The following is a 20,399-nucleotide window of genomic DNA, read 5'->3' as shown; positions in this document are numbered from 1 at the left end:
ACTCCCATCGGCCGACATAATGATCCGAATCGATCGGCCCATCGATCAAGGAGGGGGTCATGCCGTTCACGCTCAGTCATGCGGCCGCGGTGCTGCCGGCGATCCGCAGGACCGGCGAGGGGCGCGGACCGCTGATCGCCTCGGCGCTCGTGGCCGGGGCGTTCGCACCGGATCTGCCGTATTACGCCGACACGGTGGTGCCCGGGGGCATGGAGTTCGGGGAGGTGACGCATGGTCTGCCGGGGGTGCTGACGGTGGATGTGGGGCTGACCGCGGTGCTGGTGGCCGGCTGGCTGCTGGTGCGGGAACCGCTGCTGGCGCTGCTCCCCCGCGCGTGGCAGGGCCGGGCGTACGCCTTTGCCCGCGGCCGTCCCTGGAGGCCGCGGGGCCCGCGCCAACGGGCCGCACTGGCGGGCGGGTTTTTCCTCAGCGCGGTGCTCGGCGGGGCGACGCATGTCGTATGGGATGCCTTCACCCATCCGGGCCGCTGGGGCACCCGGCTGGTCCCGGTGCTGAACGAGCCGGTGGGCGGCCGGCCGGTCGCCGCGTATCTCCAGTCGGGGACCTCGGCGCTCGCGCTGGCGGCCCTGGGATGGTTTCTGTGGACGGCCCTGCGCCGCGGGCGCGCCGGATCCGGCGCTCCGCCGGCCGCCGTGCCCGCGCTGAGCGGGCGGCAGCGGCCGGTACTGACCGCATGGCTGGTGCTGTGCGTTCTGGCCGGCGCCGCCCACCGCACCCTGCGCGCGTATGCCGTCTACGGCGGCGCGGTCGGCTGGTTCGACTACGTCCCGTCGGCGCTCTTCGGCGCGGGCGCCGGGCTCGTCGTCGGACTGCTGGGCCTCGGCGTGGCCGTACGGCTGCCGCTGCGGCGCCGGACGCATGCGGCGGCGGGGCGACGCGGGCCGGTCTGACCGGCGCCGCCCCCGGGGCTCAGTGCGCCGCCGACTCCCAGTCCGTGCCGGAGCCGACCGAGACGTCCAGCGGGGCGCGCAGCTCGACCGCATCGGCCATTTCGCGGCGGACCAGCTCCTCGACCTTCGTCCGCTCGCCGGGCGCCACCTCGACCACGATTTCGTCGTGGACCTGGAGCAGCAGCCGGGAGTCGAGCTTCGCCGCGCGCAGCGCCGCATCGACCTTGAGCATGGCGATCTTGACGATATCGGCGGCGGTGCCCTGGATCGGGGCGTTCAGCGCCATCCGCTCGGCCATTTCGCGGCGCTGGCGGTTGTCGCTGTTGAGGTCGGGCAGATAGCGGCGGCGGCCCAGGATCGTTTCGGTGTAGCCGGTGGCGCGGGCCTCGTCGACCACGTTGCGCAGATAGTCGCGCACGCCGCCGAAGCGCTCGAAGTAGGTGTCCATCAGCCCGCGGGCCTCGTCGGGCTGGATGCCCAGCTGCTGGGAGAGGCCGAAGGCCGACAGACCGTACGCCAGGCCGTAGGACATCGCCTTGATCTTGCGGCGCATCTCCGCGTCGACCTGGTCCTTGGCGACCGAGAAGACCTGGGAGGCGACGGTGGTGTGCAGATCCTCACCGGAGGTGAACGCCTCGATCAGGCCCTCGTCCTCGGAGAGATGGGCCATCACCCGCAGCTCGATCTGGCTGTAGTCGGCGGTCAGCAGCGATTCGAAGCCCTCGCCGACGACGAAACCGCGGCGGATGGCCCGGCCCTCGTCCGTGCGCACCGGGATGTTCTGGAGGTTGGGGTCGGTGGAGGACAGCCGGCCGGTGGCGGCCACCGTCTGGTTGAAGGTGGTGTGGATGCGGCCGTCCGCGGCGATGGTCTTGATCAGGCCCTCGACCGTGGTGCGCAGTTTGGCCTGCTCGCGGTGGCGCAGCATGATCACCGGGAGGTCGTTGTCGGTCTGCGCGGCCAGCCAGGCCAGGGCGTCGGCGTCGGTGGTGTAGCCGGTCTTGGTCTTCTTGGTCCTGGGCAGGCCCAGCTCGCCGAAGAGGACTTCCTGGAGCTGCTTGGGCGAGCCGAGGTTGAATTCGTGGCCCGCGGCGGCATGCGCCTCCTTGACGGCCTGCTGGACGGCGCCCGCGAACTGCTGCTCCATCCGCTCCAGCCAGCCCCGGTCGGCGGCGATACCGGCGCGCTCCATCCGGGCCAGCAGGGTGCTGGTGGGCAGCTCCACCTCCCGCAGCAGCTCGGCTGCGCCGGCCTCGGCCAGCCTGGCCGTGAAGGCGGTGCCCAGGTCCAGGACGGTGCGGGCCTGGCCCATCAGGGCGTCGGCCTCGGCTGCCTCATCGGGCTCATCGACTCCGAAGGCCAGCTGGCCGTCCCCGGCGGCGGCCGGGGCCAGATCGCGGCCCAGGTATTCGAGGGAGAGGGCGTCCAGCGCGAAGGAGCGGCGGCCGGGCTTGACCAGATAGGCGGCCAGCGCGGTGTCCATGGTGACGCCCTCGATCAGCCAGCCGTGCTCGCCGAAGACCCGCATCAGGCCCTTGGCGTTGTGCAGGACCTTGGGGCGGGCCGGATCCGCACTCCAGGCGGCGAACGCCCGCTCGTCGGCCTCGTCCAGCTGGGACGGGTCGAACCAGGCGGCCGGGCCCTCGGGGGTGGCCAGCGCCACCTCTGCGACGCTGCCGCTGCCCAGGGTCCAGACGTCCACGGTGGCCACACCGAGCGGCCCGGTGCCGTGCTCGGCCAGCCACGGGGCGAGCTCGCCGGTGCCCAGCACCGTGCCGTCCACCTCGACTCCGGCGGCCGGCGCCGCCTCCTCGGCGCTCTCCTGGGCGCCCGGGTCGACGGCGTGCAGCCGGTCGCGCAGGCCCTGGTTACGGATCTCCAGGGCGCCCAGGAACACCTTGAGCGCCTCGCGGTCGTAGGCCCCGCGCGTCAGCTCCTCGGGGCCGCAGGGCAGCTCGACGTCGCGGACCATCTCCGTCAGCCGGCGGTTGAGCTTGACCGCCTCCAGGTGCTCGCGGAGGTTGGCGCCCGCCTTGCCCTTGACCTCCTCGGCGCGCTCCACCAGCTCCGCGAACGAGCCGAACTGGTTGATCCACTTCGTGGCGGTCTTCTCGCCGACGCCGGGGATGCCGGGGAGGTTGTCGGACGGGTCGCCGCGCAGCGCCGCGAAGTCCGGGTACTGGGCGGGGGTCAGGCCGTACTTCTCGAAGACCTTCTCCGGGGTGAAGCGGGTCAGCTCGGAGACGCCCTTGGTGGGGTAGAGGACCGTGACGTCGTCGGAGACCAGCTGGAAGGAGTCGCGGTCGCCGGTGACGATGGAGACCTCGAAGCCCTGCGCGACGGCCTGCTGGGTCAGCGTGGCGATCACGTCGTCGGCCTCGAACCCCTCGACGGCGAACCGCTTGACGTGCAGGGCGTCGAGCAGCTCGCCGATCAGCTCGACCTGGCCCTTGAACTCGTCGGGCGTCTTGGAGCGGTTCGCCTTGTAGTCGGGGAACTCCGCCGAGCGCCACGTCTTGCGCGAGACGTCGAAGGCCACCGCGAAATGCGTGGGCGCCTCGTCGCGCAGGGTGTTCGCGAGCATCGACGCGAAGCCGTAGATCGCATTGGTCGGTTGCCCGGTGGCGGTGGTGAAATTCTCCACGGGCAGGGCGAAGAACGCCCGGTATGCCATGGAATGCCCATCCATCAGGAGCAGGTGGGGACGGCCGCCCGCCGCCTTGGTGCCGGTCGCTTCGCTCTTCTTCGCTGCCTTTGCTGCCACGCCCCCGATCCTGCCACGCCCCACTGACAATCCCCGCCGCGGACGCCCCCCGCCCTGCCCGCACGCGCGCGGCACCGCGCCGCTACACCACTCCGGCCGTCCGTGACAGGATCGGATGTGCAGGGCAACGATCCGCCCCTCCCGGCGGACGCCACCCACCACACCGCACACGGCTCAAGGGAGAGCGTCATGGCAGGCAAGCCGCCCTCATCGGACCCGGTCCAGGACGCACCCGAGGTCGGCGCGCCCCAGCACTCGGCCGTCGGCCTGCCGGCGATCACCCACGCGCTGCGCGTCTCCCAGCAGCAGATGGGCGTCAAGCGCACCGCCCTGACCCTGCTGCGGGTCAACCAGAAGAACGGCTTCGACTGCCCCGGCTGCGCCTGGCCCGAGGGCGACGAACGGCACACCGCCGAATTCTGCGAGAACGGCGCCAAGGCCGTCGCCGAGGAGGCCACCCTGCGCCGGGTCACCCCGGACTTCTTCGCCGCCCACTCCGTCGCCGACCTTGCCGCCCGCAGCGGCTACTGGCTCGGCCAGCAGGGCCGGCTGACCGACCCCATGTACCTGGCAGAGGGCGCCGACCACTACGTCCCCGTCTCCTGGGAGCGGGCCTTCGACATCGTCGGCGAGGAACTGACCGCCCTCGACACCCCCGACGAAGCCGTCTTCTACACCTCCGGCCGCACCAGCAACGAGGCCGCCTTCCTCTACCAGCTCTTCGCCCGCGAATTCGGCACCAACAACCTGCCCGACTGCTCCAACATGTGCCACGAGTCCTCCGGCTCGGCCCTGACGGAGACCATCGGCATCGGCAAGGGCAGCGTCCTGCTGGAGGACCTCTACAAGGCCGACCTGATCATCATCGCCGGGCAGAACCCGGGCACCAACCACCCGCGGATGCTCACCGCCCTGGAGAAGGCCAAGGCCGGCGGCACGAAGATCATCTCCATCAATCCGCTGCCCGAGGCCGGCCTGGAACGCTTCAAGAACCCGCAGACCCCGCGCGGCCTGGCCGGCCGCGGCACCGCCCTGACCGACCTCTTCCTCCAGGTACGCCTCGGCGGCGACCAGGCGCTCTTCCGCGCCCTCAACCGCCTCGTCCTCGACACGGACGGCGCCGTCGACGAGGACTTCATCCGCGAGCACACCCACGGATACGAGGAGTTCGCCCGCACCGCCCGCTCGGGCACCGACTGGGACGAGACGCTGCGCGCCACCGGACTGACCCGCGCGGAGATCGACCGCGCGCTGGCCATGATCCTCGGCTCGAAGCGCACCATCGTGTGCTGGGCGATGGGCCTGACCCAGCACAAGCACGCCGTGCCCACCATCAAGGAGGTCGTCAACTTCCTCCTCCTGCGCGGCAACATCGGCCGCCCCGGTGCCGGCGTGTGCCCCGTACGCGGCCACAGCAACGTCCAGGGCGACCGCACCATGGGCATCTTCGAGCGCCCCGCCCCCGCCTTCCTGGACGCCCTGGAGAAGGAGTTCGGCTTCGCCCCGCCCCGGGAACACGGCCTCGACGTCGTACGGTCCATCCGGGCGCTGCGCGACGGGCAGGCCAAGGTGTTCTTCGCGATGGGCGGCAACTTCGTCTCCGCCACCCCCGACACCGACGTCACCGAGGCCGCCATGCGCCGCGCCCGGCTGACCGTCCACGTCTCCACCAAGCTCAACCGCTCGCATGTGATCACCGGCGCCCGCGCCCTGATCCTGCCCACCCTGGGCCGCACCGAGCGGGACCGGCAGGGCGGCACCGAGCAGTTCGTGACCGTCGAGGACTCCATGGGCATGGTGCACGCCTCCCGCGGCCGCCTGGAGCCCGCGAGCCCCCGCCTGCTGTCCGAGACCGCGATCGTCGCCCGGCTGGCGCGCCGGGTGCTGGGCGCGGCCAGCGCGACGCCCTGGGAGGAGTTCGAGAAGGACTACGCCACCATCCGCGACCGCATCGCCCGCGTCGTGCCCGGCTTCGAGGACTTCAACGCCAAGGTCGCCCGCCCCGGAGGCTTCACACTGCCGCACGCCCCCCGGGACGCCCGCCGCTTCCCCACCGCCACCGGGAAGGCCAACTTCACCGCCGCCCCGGTGGAGTACCCCACCGTCCCCGAAGGACGGCTGCTGCTCCAGACGCTGCGCTCGCACGACCAGTACAACACCACCATCTACGGCCTCGACGACCGCTACCGGGGCATCAAGAACGGCCGCCGGGTCGTGCTGGTGCACCCCGACGACGCGCGCACCCTGGGCCTGGCTGACGGGGCCTACGCCGACCTGGTCAGCGAATGGACGGACGGCAGCGAACGGCGGGCGCCCGGCTTCCGGGTGGTGCACTACCCCACCGCCCGCGGCTGCGCGGCCGCCTACTACCCCGAGACGAACGTCCTCATCCCCCTCGACCACACCGCCGACACCAGCAACACCCCCGCGGCCAAATCCCTGGTGATCCGCCTGGAGCAGACACAGGCGAGCTGACACGGGCGCGCCGATGCAGGCGCACCGATGCGGACGAACCGATGCGGGCGAGCCGACACGGGCCGCGGGCGGACGGGCGGGAATGCCACCGCCGCGCTGAGCGCTTGCTCAGTGGCCTGATAGGAACGGGCACGGATCGACGACGATCACGCGCGAGCGAACGGAGACGCAGGCCATGGGTGAGCAGAGCACGACCAGGTTTCCGCAGGAAATCCTCGACCAGTGGGCCGGCCTCGGCCTCGACCTGCCCGCCCTGTTCTCCGCCGGACATCTCGGCGAGCGGATGAGCGTGCAGGTCACCGAGGCCGCACCGGACCGCATCGTCGGCACCATGCCCGTCGAGGGCAACACCCAGCCCTACGGACTCCTGCACGGCGGCGCCTCCGCCGTCCTGGCCGAAACCCTCGGCTCCGTCGGCTCCATGCTGCACGGCGGCCCCACCAAAATCGCCGTCGGCGTCGACCTCAACTGCACCCACCACCGCGGCACCCGCTCGGGCCTGGTCACCGGCGTCGCCACCCCCGTCCACCGGGGCCGCTCCACCGCCACCTACGAAATCGTCATCACCGACGAGCACGACAAGCGGGTCTGCACCGCCCGCCTGACCTGCCTGCTGCGCGACGTGGACGCCGACGTCTACCGCGGCTGATCCACCTCCCACGGCGGCCCCGCGCCCGGCACCGGGAGCGGGGCCGCCGTCCGCATTTCCGTAACGCTGCGTGAGGTGTACGAAATCCCGCGCCGCGCCCACCCCCCGCTCCCCGCACGGCCGTTGACGCCCCCGCGCCCGCCGCCTCCGATAACCGGACACGGTACCGACACCCCCGTCCAGTTTTCCCCGCGGAAGTGCGAGTTCGTCCTCCGCACCGCGTCCGCCCCGCGGGTGTAAGGACCATGGGCGCAAAACGCCCGTCGAAGGTCATAACAAGAGCGTCACATCCTGGTCAGCGCCTCTGCCGGGCCGACGAACGGCGCTCTAGAGTTCACCGCCAGTCACCGCGCCGCCGGGCGCACCGCGAGCACGGACCCGTACCTCCCGTACCCCCGTACGGACCGGCGGCGAATCGGCCATGCGACAGCCGTGGCCGCGCCAGGGAAAGGACTGATCGTGCGTCACCGTTCCTTGCTTCTCATCACCACCGCACTCGCCACCGGCGCCCTCACTCTCACCGCATGCGGCACCCGGGGCGACAACAAGAGCGGCGACGGCTCGAAGACCACCGTCGTCATCGGCCTGGACGCCCCCACCACCGGTGAGCTCTCCGCACTGGGCCTGGGCATCCGCAACTCCGCTCAGCTCGCCCTCGACACCGCCAACAAAACCGGCGAGGTCAAGGGCGTCACCTTCAAGCTCGAAGCCCTCGACGACAAGGCCCTGCCCAACGTCGGCCAGCAGAACGCCACCAAACTCGCCGGCGACAAGAGCGTCCTCGGCATCGTCGGCCCCCTCAACTCCGGCGTCGCCCAGTCCATGCAGCAGGTCTCCAAACAGAACAACGTCACCCTCATATCCCCGGCGAACACCACCCCCGACCTCACCCAGGGCCCCGGCTGGCGCAAGAACAACCGCGCCCGCCAGTTCCCCACCTACTTCCGCACCGCCACCACCGACGAGGTGCAGGGCGCCTTCGACGGCCAGTACGCCTGGGAGAAGATCAAGGCCAAGAAGGTCTACGTCATCGACGACCAGAAGACCTACGGCGTCGGACTGGCCTCCTCCTTCAAGGACCAGTTCACCAAGCTCGGCGGCAAGATCGCCGGCACCGAGCACATCAGCCCCGACGACCGCGACTTCAAGGCCGTGGTCTCCAAGGTCCAGTCCAAGAGCCCCGACCTGGTCTTCTACGGCGGCGAATACCCCGCCTCCGGACCGCTCAGCCAGCAGCTCAAGGACGGCGGCGTCACCGTCCCCCTCATGGGCGGCGACGGCATGTACAGCGGCGACTACATCAAACTCAACAAGAAGGCACAGGGCGACTACGCCTCCTCCGTCGGCAAGCCCGTCGAACAGCTCGCCTCCGCCAAGAAGTTCATCGCCGACTACAAGGCCGCCAGCTTCAAGGAAGCCTACGAGGCCTACGGCGGCTCCACCTACGACGCCACCTGGGCCCTGATCCAGGCCGTCAAGAAGGTCGTCGCCGACAACGCCGGCAAACTCCCCGACGACGCCCGCGCCAAGGTCGTCCAGGCCATGAACACGGTCACCTTCGACGGCGTCACCGGCAAGGTCGCCTTCGACAAGTACGGCGACACCACCAACACCATGATCACCGCATATCAGGTCGACAAGGGCGCCTGGAAGTCCCGCTTCAGCGCCGAGTTCAAGAAGTTCGACAAGAGCTGACCGGCCGGCCGACCGCGCCGCGCCAGGACGCCACACCCCTGGCGCGGCCCGCGGCACACGGCGTACCGCAACCCGGCACGCCGGCCCCCTCCCTTCCACCCAACGGAGGCCTGCGGTGAACGAACTGCCGCAACAGCTGGCCAACGGACTCATCCTCGGCGCGATGTACGGACTCATCGCGATCGGCTACACGATGGTCTACGGCATCGTCCAGCTCATCAACTTCGCCCACGGCGAGATCTTCATGGTCGGCGGCTTCGGCGCCCTCAGCGTCTACCTCGCCCTCCCCTCCGGCACCTCCCTCACCCTCGCGCTGCCCGTCATGCTGCTCGGCGGCATCGCGGTATCCGTCCTCGTCGGCGTCGCCGCCGAACGCTTCGCCTACCGACCCCTGCGCGGCGCCCCCCGCCTCGCCCCCCTCATCACCGCCATCGGCCTGTCCATCGCCCTCCAGCAAGCCATCTGGAAGTGGTACCCCGACGGCAAACAGGCCCGCGTCTTCCCCCAGTTCAAGGGCCGCGCCCTCGACATCCTCGGCGCCACCGTCCAGCGCGGCGACCTCTTCGTCCTCATCGCCGCCCCCCTGTGCATGCTCGCCCTGGGCTTCTTCGTCTCCAAGACCCGCAGCGGCCGCGCCATGCAGGCCACCGCCCAGGACCCCGACACCGCCCGCCTCATGGGCATCAACACCGACCGCATCATCGTCCTGGCCTTCGCCATCGGCGCCGCCTTCGCCGGCGTCGCCGCCGTCGCCTACGGACTGCGCACCGGCGAAGTGCAGTTCCGCATGGGCTTCATCATGGGCCTCAAAGCCTTCACCGCCGCCGTCCTCGGCGGCATCGGCAACATCTACGGCGCCATGCTCGGCGGCCTCGTCCTCGGCGTCGCCGAAGCCCTCGCCACCGCCTACGTCGAAAACATCCCCGGAATGCAGCAGTTCGGCGGCGGAGCCTGGAAGGACGTCTGGGCCTTCGTCCTCCTCATCCTCGTACTCCTCCTGCGGCCCCAGGGCCTGCTGGGCGAACGCGTCGCGGATCGGGCGTGATAGCGATGACCACCCACACCACCACAGCCACCCCCCGCGCACCGCTCCCCCTGCCCGAACGCGCCGCCCGCCTCACCACCGCCGCCGGCGCCCTCGCCACCACACTCAGCACCGCCCTCGCCTGGACCTGGAGCAGCGACTTCCCCGGCGACCTCACCTACTACTTCTCCCCCGCCGGCCTCCAGCTCGTCACCCTCGCCGGCGGCCTGCTCGCCCTCCTCCTCGCCGCCTCCGGACTCGGCCTGCGCGGACTGCGATGGCTCACCCCCGGCGGCCGCAACGCCGCCGTCCTCCTCGCCGCGCTCGCCACCTTCGCCGCCACCTGGTTCACCCTCGGCGCCATCGCCGTCCAGCTCGGCGGCCTGGTCAACCTCGAACCCGGCGGCGCCGTCGCGGGCCTCGCCGCCCTGCTCACCCTCCTCGGCGCCCTCGGCCTGCCCCCCGACCGCACCGACGGCCCACCCCCCGCCGGCCCCTGGCAGCGCTTCACCGCCACCCTGGCCGCCACCCCCGTACGCCGCCGCACCCGCGAACTCCCCTCCTGGGCCGAGATCCTGATCATCGCCGCCGCCTTCGCCGCCGGACTGATCGTCTTCACCTACGGCATCGACACCGACGACGGCGCCCCCTTCGTCGGCTACCTCCTCTTCATGGTCCTCGCCGTCCCCGCCCTGCACCGCGCCGGCCTGATCGCCCGCCTGACCCAGCTCACCCACACCCACCGCGGCATCGCCCTCACCGCGGCCTTCCTCGCCGCCGCGCTCTTCCCGTTCACCCAGGACACCGACCAGTACACGATCATCGGCGCCAACATCCTGATCTTCGCGACCGTCGCCCTGGGACTGAACGTCGTCGTCGGCCTCGCCGGCCTCCTCGACCTCGGATACGTCGCCTTCCTCGGCGTCGGCGCCTACGCCGCCGCCCTGGTCTCCGGCTCCCCCGAATCCGCCCTCGGCCTCCACTTCCCCTTCTGGGCCGCCCTGCTCACCGGCGCCGCCGCCTCCCTCGTCTTCGGCGTCCTCATCGGCGCCCCCACCCTCCGGCTACGCGGCGACTACCTGGCCATCGTCACCCTCGGCTTCGGCGAGATCTTCCGCATCGCCATGCTCAACCTCAACGGCACCACCGGCCCCGACATCACCAACGGCGCCATGGGCATCCCCAACATCCCCAACCTCGAAATCTTCGGCTTCAACTTCGGCGAACCCCACCACATCCTCGGCATCCCCGTCGCCACCTACGGCAACTACTACCTGCTGATGATCCTGGTCACCGCCTTCGTCGTCCTGGTCTTCCGCCGCGCCGCCGCCTCCCGCATCGGCCGCGCCTGGATCGCCATCCGCGAGGACGAAACCGCCGCCGTCGCCATGGGCATCAACTCCTTCCGCCTCCGCCTCCTCGCCTTCGCCCTCGGCGCCTCCCTGGCCGGACTCGCCGGAACCGTCCATGCACACGTAGTAACGACCGCCACCCCCGAACAATTCCAGTTCGCCGGACCCCAACCCCCCAACTCCGCCTTCCTCCTCGCCGCCGTCATCCTCGGCGGCATGGGCACCCTCAGCGGACCCCTCGTCGGCGCGGCCCTGCTCTTCCTCATCCCCGCCAAACTCGACTTCCTCCAGGACTACCAACTGCTCCTGTTCGGCATCGCCCTCGTCCTGCTGATGCGCTTCCGCCCCGAGGGCCTCATCCCCGACCGCCGCAAACAGCTCGAATTCCACGAAACGGGCCAGCTCGACGTCCCCGACCAACGCCTCCCCGACACCGACGCCACCCTCGGCGCCACCCAGGCAAAGGCGTGACCACCATGACCACACCCACCATGCCCACCGCCGGCGCCGCCGTCCTCGAAGCCCGCGGCGTCACCATGCGCTTCGGCGGACTGACCGCCGTACGCGACGTCGACCTCACCGTCGGCCCCGGCGAAATCGTCGGCCTCATCGGCCCCAACGGCGCCGGCAAGACCACCTTCTTCAACTGCCTCACCGGCCTCTACGTCCCCACCGAAGGCAGCGTCAGCTACCAAGGCACCCGCCTGTCCCGCAAACCCCACCTCGTCACCCAGGCCGGCGTCGCCCGCACCTTCCAGAACATCCGCCTCTTCGCCAACATGACCGTCCTCGAAAACGTCCTCGTAGGACGCCACACCCGCACCAAAGAAGGACTCTGGTCCGCCCTCCTCCGCGGCCCCGGATTCAAAAAAGCCGAACGCACCTCAGAGCAACGCGCCATGGAACTCCTGGAGTTCACCGGCCTCGCCCACAAACGCGACCACCTCGCCCGCAACCTCCCCTACGGCGAACAACGCAAGCTCGAAATCGCCCGCGCCCTCGCCAGCGACCCCGGCCTCCTCCTCCTGGACGAACCCACCGCCGGCATGAACCCCCAGGAAACCCGCGCCACCCAGGACCTCGTCCTCGCCATCCGCGACCAGGGCACCGCCGTCCTCGTCATCGAGCACGACATGCGCTTCATCTTCAACCTCTGCGACCGCGTCGCCGTCCTCGTCCAGGGCCAAAAACTCACCGAAGGCACGGCGGAGGTCGTCCAGGCCGACGAGCGGGTGGTGGCGGCCTATCTGGGCACACCGGTCGGGGAGGAAGCCGGTTCCGGGGACCGGGCCGCCGAGGCGAAGACGGGAGACGCCGGGACGGCCGGGGCCACCGCGGATGCCGAGGGCCCCGCAGACACCGCGGACGCTGCGGACACCGAGGACGCCACGGACGCCGCGGATAGGACCGCCGAATCGGAGACCGCCGACACCGAGACCGCCGGGACCGGAGAGACCACCGAGGAGACCCCGGACACCGCACAGACCGGAGACACCCCATGACCGCACTGCTCGAAGTCGAGGACCTCCGCGTCGCCTACGGAAAGATCGAAGCCGTCAAGGGCATCTCCTTCACCGTCGAAGCAGGCCAGGCCGTCACCCTCATCGGCACCAACGGCGCCGGCAAAACCACCACCCTGCGCACCCTCTCCGGCCTGCTCAAACCCCTCGCCGGAAAAATCACCTTCGACGGAGAACCCCTGGGCGGCGTCCCCGCCCACAAAATCGTCGAACGCGGCCTGGCCCACTCCCCCGAAGGCCGCCGCCTCTTCCCCCGCCTCACCATCGCCGAAAACCTCCAGCTGGGAGCCTTCCTCCGCAAGGACACCGCCGGAATCGACGCCGACATCCACCGCGTCTACGACCTGTTCCCCATCCTCGGCGAACGCCGCAAACAAGCCTCCGGCACCCTCTCCGGCGGCGAACAGCAAATGCTCGCCATGGGACGGGCCTTGATGTCCCGCCCCAAACTCCTGATGCTCGACGAACCCTCCATGGGCCTCTCCCCCATCATGATGCAAAAGATCATGGAGACCATCCGCGAACTCCGCTCCCAAGGCACCACCATCCTCCTCGTGGAACAGAACGCCCAAGCCGCGCTCTCCCTCGCCGACCAGGGCCACGTCATGGAAATCGGCCGCATCGTCCTCTCGGGCAGCGGCTACCGATTGCTGCACGACGAATCCGTCCGCAAGGCGTACCTCGGCGAGGACTGAACCCCGGCCACCCGCCCCGCCCCACACGAAGCGGCCCCGCACCGGTCACCACCGGTACGGGGCCGCCCACCCGCGCTGCGCGCGCGGGCCCATCAGTCCTTCTTCTGCTGCTGCTTCTTCTCTTCCGCGTCCTCGATGACCGCCTCGGCGACCTGCTGCATCGACAGCCGCCGGTCCATCGACGTCTTCTGGATCCACCGGAAGGCGGCCGGCTCCGTCAGGCCGTACTGCGTCTGGAGAATGCTCTTCGCCCGGTCCACCAGCTTGCGCGTCTCCAGCCGCTGGGTGAGGTCGGCGACCTCCTTCTCCAGCGTCTTCAGCTCCGTGAACCGGCTCACGGCCATCTCGATCGCCGGGACGACATCGCTCTTGGAGAACGGCTTGACGAGATACGCCATCGCACCGGCGTCCCGGGCCCGCTCCACGAGCTCGCGCTGCGAGAAGGCGGTGAGCATCAGCACGGGGGCGATGCTCTCCTCGGCGATCTTCTCCGCCGCCGAGATGCCGTCCAGGACCGGCATCTTCACGTCCAGGATCACCAGGTCGGGCCGGTGCTCCCGGGCCAGCTCGACGGCGGTCTGGCCGTCCCCGGCCTCGCCCACGACGCTGTAGCCCTCTTCTTCCAGCATCTCTTTGAGGTCGAGACGGATGAGGGCCTCGTCCTCGGCGATCACGACGCGCGTGGTCAGCGGCGGGACATGCGACTGATCGTCTTCGGCGACGGGCGGCTCGGGCTCGGCGGCGCTCACGGGTCTCCTCTTGCTGGCAGGTGGTGCCCCATGAGCCTACCTATCTCCTGTATGTTTGATGCACGGCGGGTCTCCGTTGACCTTCACTTCGAAGGAAGCCCCGGTAGCCCAGCGGCAGAGGCGATGGTCTCAAACACCATATAGCGTGGGTTCGAATCCCACCCGGGGCACTTGACCTTCAAATCGAAGGTTTCACGCGGGGTTTGCGATCTTCACTCGACTCGGTGAACATCTCTTCGATTCATGCTCTTGCCGTAAAGGTCGCGCCAAGCTCGCGAGTATGTACGACTACGAAATCCGCGAGCGAGCTCTCGTGCTGCTTCGGCAAGGTGTCACCAATCGTGTGGTGGCAGAACAGCTGAATGTTCCGCGCGGCACGGTCGGCTGGTGGCGCCACGAAGATCGAAAACGTCGAGGCGAGAAGTTCGAGCGCCCCCACGACTGCCCTCGGTGTGCGGAGCACCCGTTCGACCACGGGGCCTACGCCTACTTACTCGGCCTGTACCTCGGCGACGGCCACATCATCTCCAAGCCGAAGCAGCACCACCTGTCCGTCTTCTGCGACGAAGCCCGGCCCGGCCTGATCGAAGCTGCCGAAAGCGCGATGCGCAAGGTGATGACGCTGCCGAGCGTGAGAAGACGCCATAGGAGCGGCTGCGTCGAGGTGAAGTCCTTCAGCCAGCACTGGAAATGCCTCTTCCCGCAGCACGGCCCAGGCAAGAAGCACGACCGGCTGATCGCCCTGGAGCCCTGGCAGCAGGCCATCGTGGACGCCCACCCCTGGGAATTCCTCCGCGGGCTCATCCACTCCGACGGCTGCCGGATCACCAACTGGACCACACGCATGATCGGCGGGGAGCGCAAGCGCTACGAATACCCGCGGTACTTCTTCACCAACACGTCCACTGACATCATTCGGCTCTTCACCAACACCCTCGACCAGGTCGGCGTCGAGTGGAAGCCCGCGCGGCAGTCCCGTAAAGCGGAGAACATCTCCGTCGCCCGCAGAGCCTCCGTGGCTCTCATGGACCAACACATCGGGCCGAAGTACTGACAGGGACGGCAGTCAGTTCCTCGGCCCAGCGGGTTCAAGAGCGGTGCAGGTGGGGTTACTTCGGGGAGTCGTCCTCGCCGATGTGGTGGACGCGGACGAGGTTGGTGGAGCCGGGGACGCCGGGCGGGGAGCCGGCGGTGATGATGACGACGTCGCCCTTCTGGCAGCGGCCGATCTTCAGGAGCTGCTCGTCGACCTGGGCGACCATCTCGTCGGTGGAGTCGACGGTCGGGCCGAGGAAGGTTTCCACGCCCCAGGTGAGGTTGAGCTGGGAGCGGGTGGCGGTGTCGGGGGTGAAGGCGAGCAGGGGGATCGGGGAGCGGTAGCGGGAGAGGCGGCGGACGGTGTCGCCGGACTGGGTGAAGGCGACGAGGAACTTGGCGCCGAGGAAGTCGCCCATGTCGGCGGCCGCGCGGGCGACGGCGCCGCCCTGGGTGCGGGGTTTGCTGGTGACGGTCAGGGGCGGCAGGCCCTTGGCGAGGATGTCCTCCTCGGCGGCTTCGACGATGCGGCTCATCGTCTTGACCGTTTCGGTGGGGTATTTGCCGACGCTGGTCTCGCCGGAGAGCATGACGGCGTCGGTGCCGTCGATGACGGCGTTGGCGACGTCGGAGGCTTCGGCGCGGGTGGGCCGGGAGTTGTCGATCATCGAGTCGAGCATCTGGGTCGCGACGATGACCGGTTTGGCGTTGCGCTTGGCGAGTTTGATGGCGCGCTTTTGGACGATCGGGACGGTTTCCAGCGGCATTTCGACGCCGAGGTCGCCGCGGGCGACCATGATGCCGTCGAAGGCGGCGACGATGTCGTCGATGTTGTCGACGGCCTGGGGCTTTTCCACCTTGGCGATGACGGGGAGGAAGCGGTCTTCCTCGCGCATGATCCGGTGGACGTCCTCGATGTCGCGGCCGCTGCGGACGAAGGAGAGGGCGATGATGTCGGCGCCGGTGCGCAGGGCCCAGCGGAGGTCGCGTTCGTCCTTGTCGGAGAGGGCGGGGACGGAGACGGCGACGCCGGGGAGGTTGAGGCCCTTGTGGTCGGAGACCATGCCGCCTTCGATGACCTTGGTGCGGACGCGGGGTCCGTCGACGCCGGTGACTTCGAGGGTGACCTTGCCGTCGTCGACGAGGATGTGTTCGCCGGGGGTGACGTCGTCGGCGAGGCCGGCGTAGGTGGTGCCGCAGAGGTGGCGGTCGCCTTCGACGGACGGTTCGACGGTGATGGTGAACTCGTCGTCGCGTTCGAGAAGTACGGGCCCTTCGCGGAATCGGCCGAGGCGGATCTTCGGACCTTGAAGGTCGGCGAGGATGCCGACGCTGCGGCTGGTTTCGTCGGACGCCTTGCGTACGCGTTCGTAGCGGGCTTCGTGGTCGGCGTAGGTGCCGTGGCTGAGGTTGAAGCGGGCGATGTCCATTCCGGCGTCGACGAGGGCTTTGATCTGCTCGTACGAGTCGGTGGCGGGTCCAAGTGTGCAGACGATTTTTGCTCGGCGCATGTTTCGACCCTATGACCTACCCGACGGTAGGGAACGGGAAAGAAGTGACAGCCCAACGTCCGCCGGATGAAAGGGTGTTGACAAGTATTGGAATGGGCGTGGGGGCGCTCTGATGAGCGGATTTCCGGGGGTGCGGGGTGTGGTCTCAGAGTGCGGGACGGGTCATGGTGAAGCGCGCGTTGACGTGGGCGTGGACGGTCTGGCGCTGGGGCTGGAGGTCGAGGGCGGGGGTGGCGGGTGCGCCGCCGAGCGCTGCGGGGGGTGGCGGGGCGCCGTAGCCGCGCGGGGCGCCGGGTGCGGTGGGGGTGGTGGGGGCGTCGGCGCCGAGGTCGGCGAGTTCGACGAGGGCGTCGAGGCGGGCGCCGAGGGCTTCGGCGTATTCGCGGGCGCGCTGGACGGCTTCGCGGACGGCTTGGGTGCGGGCGGTGCGGTGGGCGGGTGAGTCGGGGCGCAGGGACCACCAGGGGCCGGCGAGGCGGGTGAGGTCGAGGTCGCCGAGGCGGGTGGTGAGTTCGCCGAGGGCGGTGAAGTCGCTCAGGGTGGCGGTGAGGGTGACGCTGCCGTGGTAGGCGCGGATGCGTTCGCTGCGGCCTTTGTCGGTGAGCTGGGGGGTGATGCTGAAGGCGCCGGTTTCGAGTTTTTCGACGGCGTCGCCGTAGCTCTTGATGAGGGTGAGGGCCTGGTCGTTGCGGTGGGTGAGGTCGGTGAGGGTGGTGGTGCGGTCGGTGCCGCGGGCGGTGACGGTGACGAAGATCCGGGCGATTTCGGGCTCGACTTCGAGCCGGGCTTCGCCGCGGACGGCGACGCGGGGGGTGTCGGGGGTGCCGTAGGGGAGGGGGGTGTGGGGGTTGGCGGGTATGTCTTGGGGGGCGTCTTCGGGGGTGTGTGCGGGGCTGGGGTGGTCGGTCATGGGTGGGTCTGCTCCCGGGGGTGTGGTGGGTGTGGGGGTGAAGGGTCGCATACCGGGAGCGGGTTGAGGGGTGGCGGTCCGGGGGCGGCGCTCGCGGGGCGCTGTCGGAGGGCCGGCGGCGGGGCCGTAAAAGGGAGGGCGCAGCACGAGAGGGCGGGGCGGCGGCGTGGGTGGGGGCGCCGCCCCGCGGTGTGTCAGTGGCGGGGGGCGAGGGGGGAGCCCTGGCGGGGGACGGTGCCGGTGCGGGTGGGGGCGGGCTGCTGGAGGCCGAAGGTGGTGAAGGCGGTGCGGGTGGGGAGGGGGTAGGCGGGGGTGTCGGTGAGGGAGTTGAGGATGGTGGCGCTGCGCCAGGCGGCGAGGCCGAGGTCGGGGGCGCCGACGCCGTGGGTGTGGGTTTCGGCGTTCTGGACGTAGATCGCGCCGGTGAGGGAGGGGTCGAGGGCGAGGCGGTGGTGTTCGTCGATGCGGGGGCGGCCGGCGCGGTCGCGTCGTACGAAGGGGTCGAGGGCGGCGAGGAGGGTGTCGAGGCGGCGTTCGCGGTAGCCGGTGGCGAGGACGACGGCGTTGGTGGTGAGGCGGGAGCGGGTGCCTTGCTGGGTGTGGTCGAGGTGGAGTTCGATCATGGTGGTGCCGACGCGGCCTGCGGTGCGTACGGCGACGCCGGGGGTGAGGGTGGCGTCGGGCCAGCCGCCGTGGAGGGTGCGGCGGTAGAGCTCGTCGTGGATGGCGGCGAGGGTGTCGTGGTCGATGCCCTTGTGGAGCTGCCATTGGCCGGGGATGAGGGCGTCGCGTACGGGTTCGGTCAGGCCGTGGAAGTAGCGGGTGTAGTCGGGGGTGAAGTGTTCGAGGCCGAGTTTGCTGTATTCCATGGGGGCGAAGGCCGGGGTGCGGGCGAGCCAGTGGAGACCTTCGTGGCCGGTGGGGCGGGCGCGGAGCAGGTCGAGGAAGATTTCGGCGCCTGACTGGCCGGCGCCGATGACGGTGATGTGGTCGGCGGCGAGCAGGCGTTCGCGGTGGGCGAGGTAGTCCGCGGAGTGGAGGACGGGGACGGCGGGGGCGTCGGCGAGGGGGCGCAGGGGTTCGGGGATGTGGGGGGCGGTGCCGATGCCGAGGGCGATGTTGCGGGCGTAGGTGCGGCCGAGGGCCTGGGCTTCGCCGTCGGTGTCGAGCTGGGTGAAGTCGATTTCGAAGAGGGCGCGTTCGGGGTTCCAGCGCAGGGCGTCGATCTGGTGGCCGAAGTGGAGTCCGGTGAGGTTTTCGCTGACCCAGCGGCAGTAGGCGTCGTATTCGGCGCGGTGGATGTGGAATTTTTCGGCGAAGTAGAAGGGGTAGAGGCGTTCGCGGCTGCGGAGGTAGTTGAGGAAGGTCCAGGGGCTGGTGGGGTCGGCGAGGGTGACGAGGTCGGCGAGGAAAGGGACTTGGAGGGTGGCGCCGTCGATGAGGAGGCCGGGGTGCCAGTGGAAGGCGGGGCGTTGGTCGTAGAAGGCGGTGCGCAGGTGGGTGAGGGGGTGGGCGAGGGCGGCGAGGGAGAGGTTGAAGGGGCCGATGCCGATGCCGGCGAGGTCGAGGGGGGTGTCGGGACCGGTGGTGTCGGGACCGGTGACGTCGGGACCGGTGACGTCGGGACCAGTGACGTCTGGGCCGGTGGCGTCTGGGCCGGGGGTGTCGGTGCCGTCGGTGTCGGGAGGGGTCATCGAGGGGTGTGGCCTTCCACGAGGGTGAGGAGGGTGGTGAGGTCTCCGGGCTGGGTGTGGGGGTTGAGGAGGGTGGCCTTGAGCCAGAGGCCGGTGGGGGTGGTGGCGCGGCCGAGGACGGCGTGTCCGTCGGTGAGGAGGGTGCGGCGGATGGTGGCGAGGGTGGCGGGGTCGGCGCCGGTGGGGCGGAAGAGGACGGTGGAGAGGGTGGGGCGGGAGTGGAGTTCGTAGCGGGGGTGGGCGTCGATGAGGTCGGCGAGGGTCTGGGCGGCGGCGAGGGTGCGGTCGACGAGGTCGCCGAGGCCGGTGCGGCCGAGGGCTTTGAGGGTGACGGCGATTTTGAGGATGTCGGGGCGGCGGGTGGTGCGCAGTGAGCGGCCCAGGAGGTCGGGCAGGCCGGCTTCGGTGTCGTCGTTGGCGTTGAGGTAGTCGGCCTGGTGGGCGAGGGGGGCGAGGGTGGCGGGGTCGGGGACGGCCAGGAGGCCGGCGGCGACCGGTTGCCAGCCGAGTTTGTGCAGGTCGAGGGTGACGGTGTGGGCGCGGTCGAGGCCGGTCAGGGCGGGGCGGTGGGTGTCGCTGAACAGGAGGGGGCCGGCGTAGGAGGCGTCGATGTGGAGGCGGGCCCGGTGGTGTGCGGCGAGGTCGGCGAGGGCGGGGAGGGGGTCGATGGCGCCGGAGTCGGTGGTGCCGGCGGTGGCGGTCAGGAGTACGGGGCCGGTGTGGCCGGCGAGGTTGGCGAGGCAGGTGTGGACGGTGTCGGGGGTGAGGATGCCGTCGGGGGTGGGGAGGGTGAGGGGTTCGGGGAGGCCGAGGAGCCAGGCGGCGCGGGGGATGGAGTGGTGGGCGTTGGCGCCGCAGACGATCTGGAGGGGGCCGGCGTCCCGGGGGGCGCTCTCGCGGGCCAGGAGGGCGGCGAGCAGGTTGGATTCCGTACCGCCGGTGGTGACCAGGGCGTCGGGGCGGGCGGCCGCGGGGTGGACGAGGGCGGCCAGTTCGCGGCAGGTGAGGGCCTCTAGTTCGGAGGCGGCGGGGGCCTGGTCCCAGGAGTCCATGGAGGGGTTGAGGGCGCCGGCGGCGAGGTCGGCCGCGGTGGCCAGGGCCAGCGGGGGGCAGTGCAGATGGGCGGCGCAGCGCGGGTCGGCGGGGTCGGCGGCGCCGGCGGCGAGGGTGTGGACGAGGGTGCGCAGCGCGTCGTGGGGGCCGGTGCCGTGTTCGGGGATCAGGGGTGCGCAGGCGGTGCGGACGGTGTGCGCGACGGCGTCGGGGCCGCCGGGCGGGAGGGGGCCGGCGCGGTGCTCGGCGCCGGTGGCGAGGGCGTCGAGGACGATGTCGAGCAGGGGGCGGAGGGCGCGGGGGCCGTCGGCGCCGCCTGCGAGGGCGGTCCCGGCAGGGGGCTCGGGCATCAATGCGGTCTT

Annotated in this window: 15 protein-coding genes and 1 tRNA gene; 10 read left to right on the top strand and 6 right to left on the bottom strand. The window is 70.5% G+C overall.

The genetic code is table 11. From position 1 onward, the window contains the following. Positions 1-59 precede the first annotated feature (59 nt). Entirely contained in the window at positions 60-911 is an 852-nt protein-coding gene (locus SNA_RS09680) for a DUF4184 family protein (protein ID WP_044364303.1), read from the top strand. Between the two features lie 19 nt (positions 912-930). On the opposite strand, the gene polA is transcribed toward SNA_RS09680, so the two are convergent. Then, the gene (polA, locus tag SNA_RS09675) at positions 931-3,675 is read right to left on the bottom strand and encodes a DNA polymerase I (RefSeq protein WP_044364301.1); all 2,745 of its coding nucleotides are present in this window, start codon (positions 3,673-3,675) and stop codon (positions 931-933) included. Between the two features lie 189 nt (positions 3,676-3,864). Between polA and SNA_RS09670 the strand changes: the two genes are divergently transcribed. From SNA_RS09670 to SNA_RS09640, 7 genes are all read left to right on the top strand, one after another. Beyond that, positions 3,865-6,150: an FdhF/YdeP family oxidoreductase gene (locus SNA_RS09670; RefSeq protein ID WP_030064585.1), complete on the top strand. Its 2,286-nt coding sequence runs from the start codon at positions 3,865-3,867 to the stop codon at positions 6,148-6,150. A gap of 175 nt (positions 6,151-6,325) precedes the next feature. After that, the gene (locus tag SNA_RS09665; RefSeq protein WP_030064584.1) at positions 6,326-6,799 is read left to right on the top strand and encodes a PaaI family thioesterase; all 474 of its coding nucleotides are present in this window, start codon (positions 6,326-6,328) and stop codon (positions 6,797-6,799) included. A gap of 474 nt (positions 6,800-7,273) precedes the next feature. Continuing rightward, positions 7,274-8,494: a branched-chain amino acid ABC transporter substrate-binding protein gene (locus SNA_RS09660; protein WP_030064583.1), complete on the top strand. Its 1,221-nt coding sequence runs from the start codon at positions 7,274-7,276 to the stop codon at positions 8,492-8,494. Positions 8,495-8,609: 115 nt separating this feature from the next. Continuing rightward, positions 8,610-9,539: a branched-chain amino acid ABC transporter permease gene (locus SNA_RS09655; RefSeq protein WP_030064582.1), complete on the top strand. Its 930-nt coding sequence runs from the start codon at positions 8,610-8,612 to the stop codon at positions 9,537-9,539. A 5-nt stretch (positions 9,540-9,544) separates the two neighbouring features. Next, complete coding sequence (locus SNA_RS09650; protein WP_030064581.1) at positions 9,545-11,341, top strand: branched-chain amino acid ABC transporter permease; 1,797 nt, start codon at positions 9,545-9,547, stop codon at positions 11,339-11,341. A 5-nt stretch (positions 11,342-11,346) separates the two neighbouring features. Further along, a complete protein-coding gene (locus SNA_RS09645; protein WP_030064580.1) occupies positions 11,347-12,372 on the top strand; it encodes an ABC transporter ATP-binding protein in 1,026 nt (341 codons plus the stop codon). Beyond that, the gene (locus SNA_RS09640; protein WP_030064579.1) at positions 12,369-13,085 is read left to right on the top strand and encodes an ABC transporter ATP-binding protein; all 717 of its coding nucleotides are present in this window, start codon (positions 12,369-12,371) and stop codon (positions 13,083-13,085) included. The genes SNA_RS09645 and SNA_RS09640 overlap by 4 nt, the downstream gene beginning before the upstream one ends. A 92-nt stretch (positions 13,086-13,177) precedes the next feature. Here the strand turns inward: SNA_RS09640 and SNA_RS09635 are convergent, their stop codons facing one another. Continuing rightward, positions 13,178-13,834: an ANTAR domain-containing response regulator gene (locus SNA_RS09635; RefSeq protein WP_030064578.1), complete on the bottom strand. Its 657-nt coding sequence runs from the start codon at positions 13,832-13,834 to the stop codon at positions 13,178-13,180. 97 nt (positions 13,835-13,931) lie between these two features. Between SNA_RS09635 and SNA_RS09630 the strand changes: the two genes are divergently transcribed. Together SNA_RS09630 and SNA_RS09625 are read left to right on the top strand one after the other, a co-directional pair. Beyond that, positions 13,932-14,004: transfer RNA gene (locus tag SNA_RS09630), tRNA-Leu, on the top strand. Positions 14,005-14,114: 110 nt separating this feature from the next. Further along, positions 14,115-14,888, top strand: coding sequence for a hypothetical protein (locus tag SNA_RS09625; RefSeq protein WP_030064577.1), 774 nt, complete (start codon positions 14,115-14,117; stop codon positions 14,886-14,888). Positions 14,889-14,943: 55 nt separating this feature from the next. On the opposite strand, the gene pyk is transcribed toward SNA_RS09625, so the two are convergent. The 4 genes from pyk to SNA_RS09605 all read right to left on the bottom strand — a co-directional run bounded on the left by pyk (position 14,944) and on the right by SNA_RS09605 (position 20,387). After that, entirely contained in the window at positions 14,944-16,380 is a 1,437-nt protein-coding gene (gene pyk / locus SNA_RS09620; RefSeq protein WP_030064576.1) for a pyruvate kinase, read from the bottom strand. 145 nt (positions 16,381-16,525) lie between these two features. Then, the gene (locus SNA_RS09615; protein ID WP_051877186.1) at positions 16,526-17,290 is read right to left on the bottom strand and encodes an SIMPL domain-containing protein; all 765 of its coding nucleotides are present in this window, start codon (positions 17,288-17,290) and stop codon (positions 16,526-16,528) included. Between the two features lie 194 nt (positions 17,291-17,484). Then, positions 17,485-18,984, bottom strand: coding sequence for a lysine N(6)-hydroxylase/L-ornithine N(5)-oxygenase family protein (locus SNA_RS09610; RefSeq protein ID WP_078969790.1), 1,500 nt, complete (start codon positions 18,982-18,984; stop codon positions 17,485-17,487). After that, positions 18,981-20,387 carry a pyridoxal phosphate-dependent decarboxylase family protein gene (locus SNA_RS09605; RefSeq protein WP_044364300.1) on the bottom strand — a complete coding sequence of 469 codons (1,407 nt, stop codon included), beginning with the start codon at positions 20,385-20,387 and terminating at the stop codon, positions 18,981-18,983. The genes SNA_RS09610 and SNA_RS09605 overlap by 4 nt, the downstream gene beginning before the upstream one ends. Positions 20,388-20,399: the final 12 nt, after the last annotated feature.

The sequence above is a fragment of the Streptomyces natalensis ATCC 27448 genome, assembly GCF_000935125.1.
Lineage (GTDB): Bacteria > Actinomycetota > Actinomycetes > Streptomycetales > Streptomycetaceae > Streptomyces > Streptomyces natalensis.
This window is presented reverse-complemented; position numbering and strand designations above follow the sequence as displayed.

Bases quoted from the DNA above. Each gene is read 5' to 3' on its own strand.
- SNA_RS09670 (WP_030064585.1), top strand. From the start codon at position 3,865: ATGGCAGGCAAGCCGCCCTCATCGGACCCGGTCCAGGACGCACCCGAG.
- SNA_RS09680 (WP_044364303.1), top strand. From the start codon at position 60: ATGCCGTTCACGCTCAGTCATGCGGCCGCGGTGCTGCCGGCGATCCGC.
- SNA_RS09665 (WP_030064584.1), top strand. From the start codon at position 6,326: ATGGGTGAGCAGAGCACGACCAGGTTTCCGCAGGAAATCCTCGACCAG.
- pyk (WP_030064576.1), bottom strand. From the start codon at position 16,380: ATGCGCCGAGCAAAAATCGTCTGCACACTTGGACCCGCCACCGACTCG.
- SNA_RS09615 (WP_051877186.1), bottom strand. From the start codon at position 17,290: ATGACCGACCACCCCAGCCCCGCACACACCCCCGAAGACGCCCCCCAA.
- SNA_RS09640 (WP_030064579.1), top strand. From the start codon at position 12,369: ATGACCGCACTGCTCGAAGTCGAGGACCTCCGCGTCGCCTACGGAAAG.
- SNA_RS09605 (WP_044364300.1), bottom strand. From the start codon at position 20,387: ATGCCCGAGCCCCCTGCCGGGACCGCCCTCGCAGGCGGCGCCGACGGC.
- SNA_RS09645 (WP_030064580.1), top strand. From the start codon at position 11,347: ATGACCACACCCACCATGCCCACCGCCGGCGCCGCCGTCCTCGAAGCC.
- SNA_RS09625 (WP_030064577.1), top strand. From the start codon at position 14,115: ATGTACGACTACGAAATCCGCGAGCGAGCTCTCGTGCTGCTTCGGCAA.
- SNA_RS09650 (WP_030064581.1), top strand. From the start codon at position 9,545: ATGACCACCCACACCACCACAGCCACCCCCCGCGCACCGCTCCCCCTG.
- SNA_RS09610 (WP_078969790.1), bottom strand. From the start codon at position 18,984: ATGACCCCTCCCGACACCGACGGCACCGACACCCCCGGCCCAGACGCC.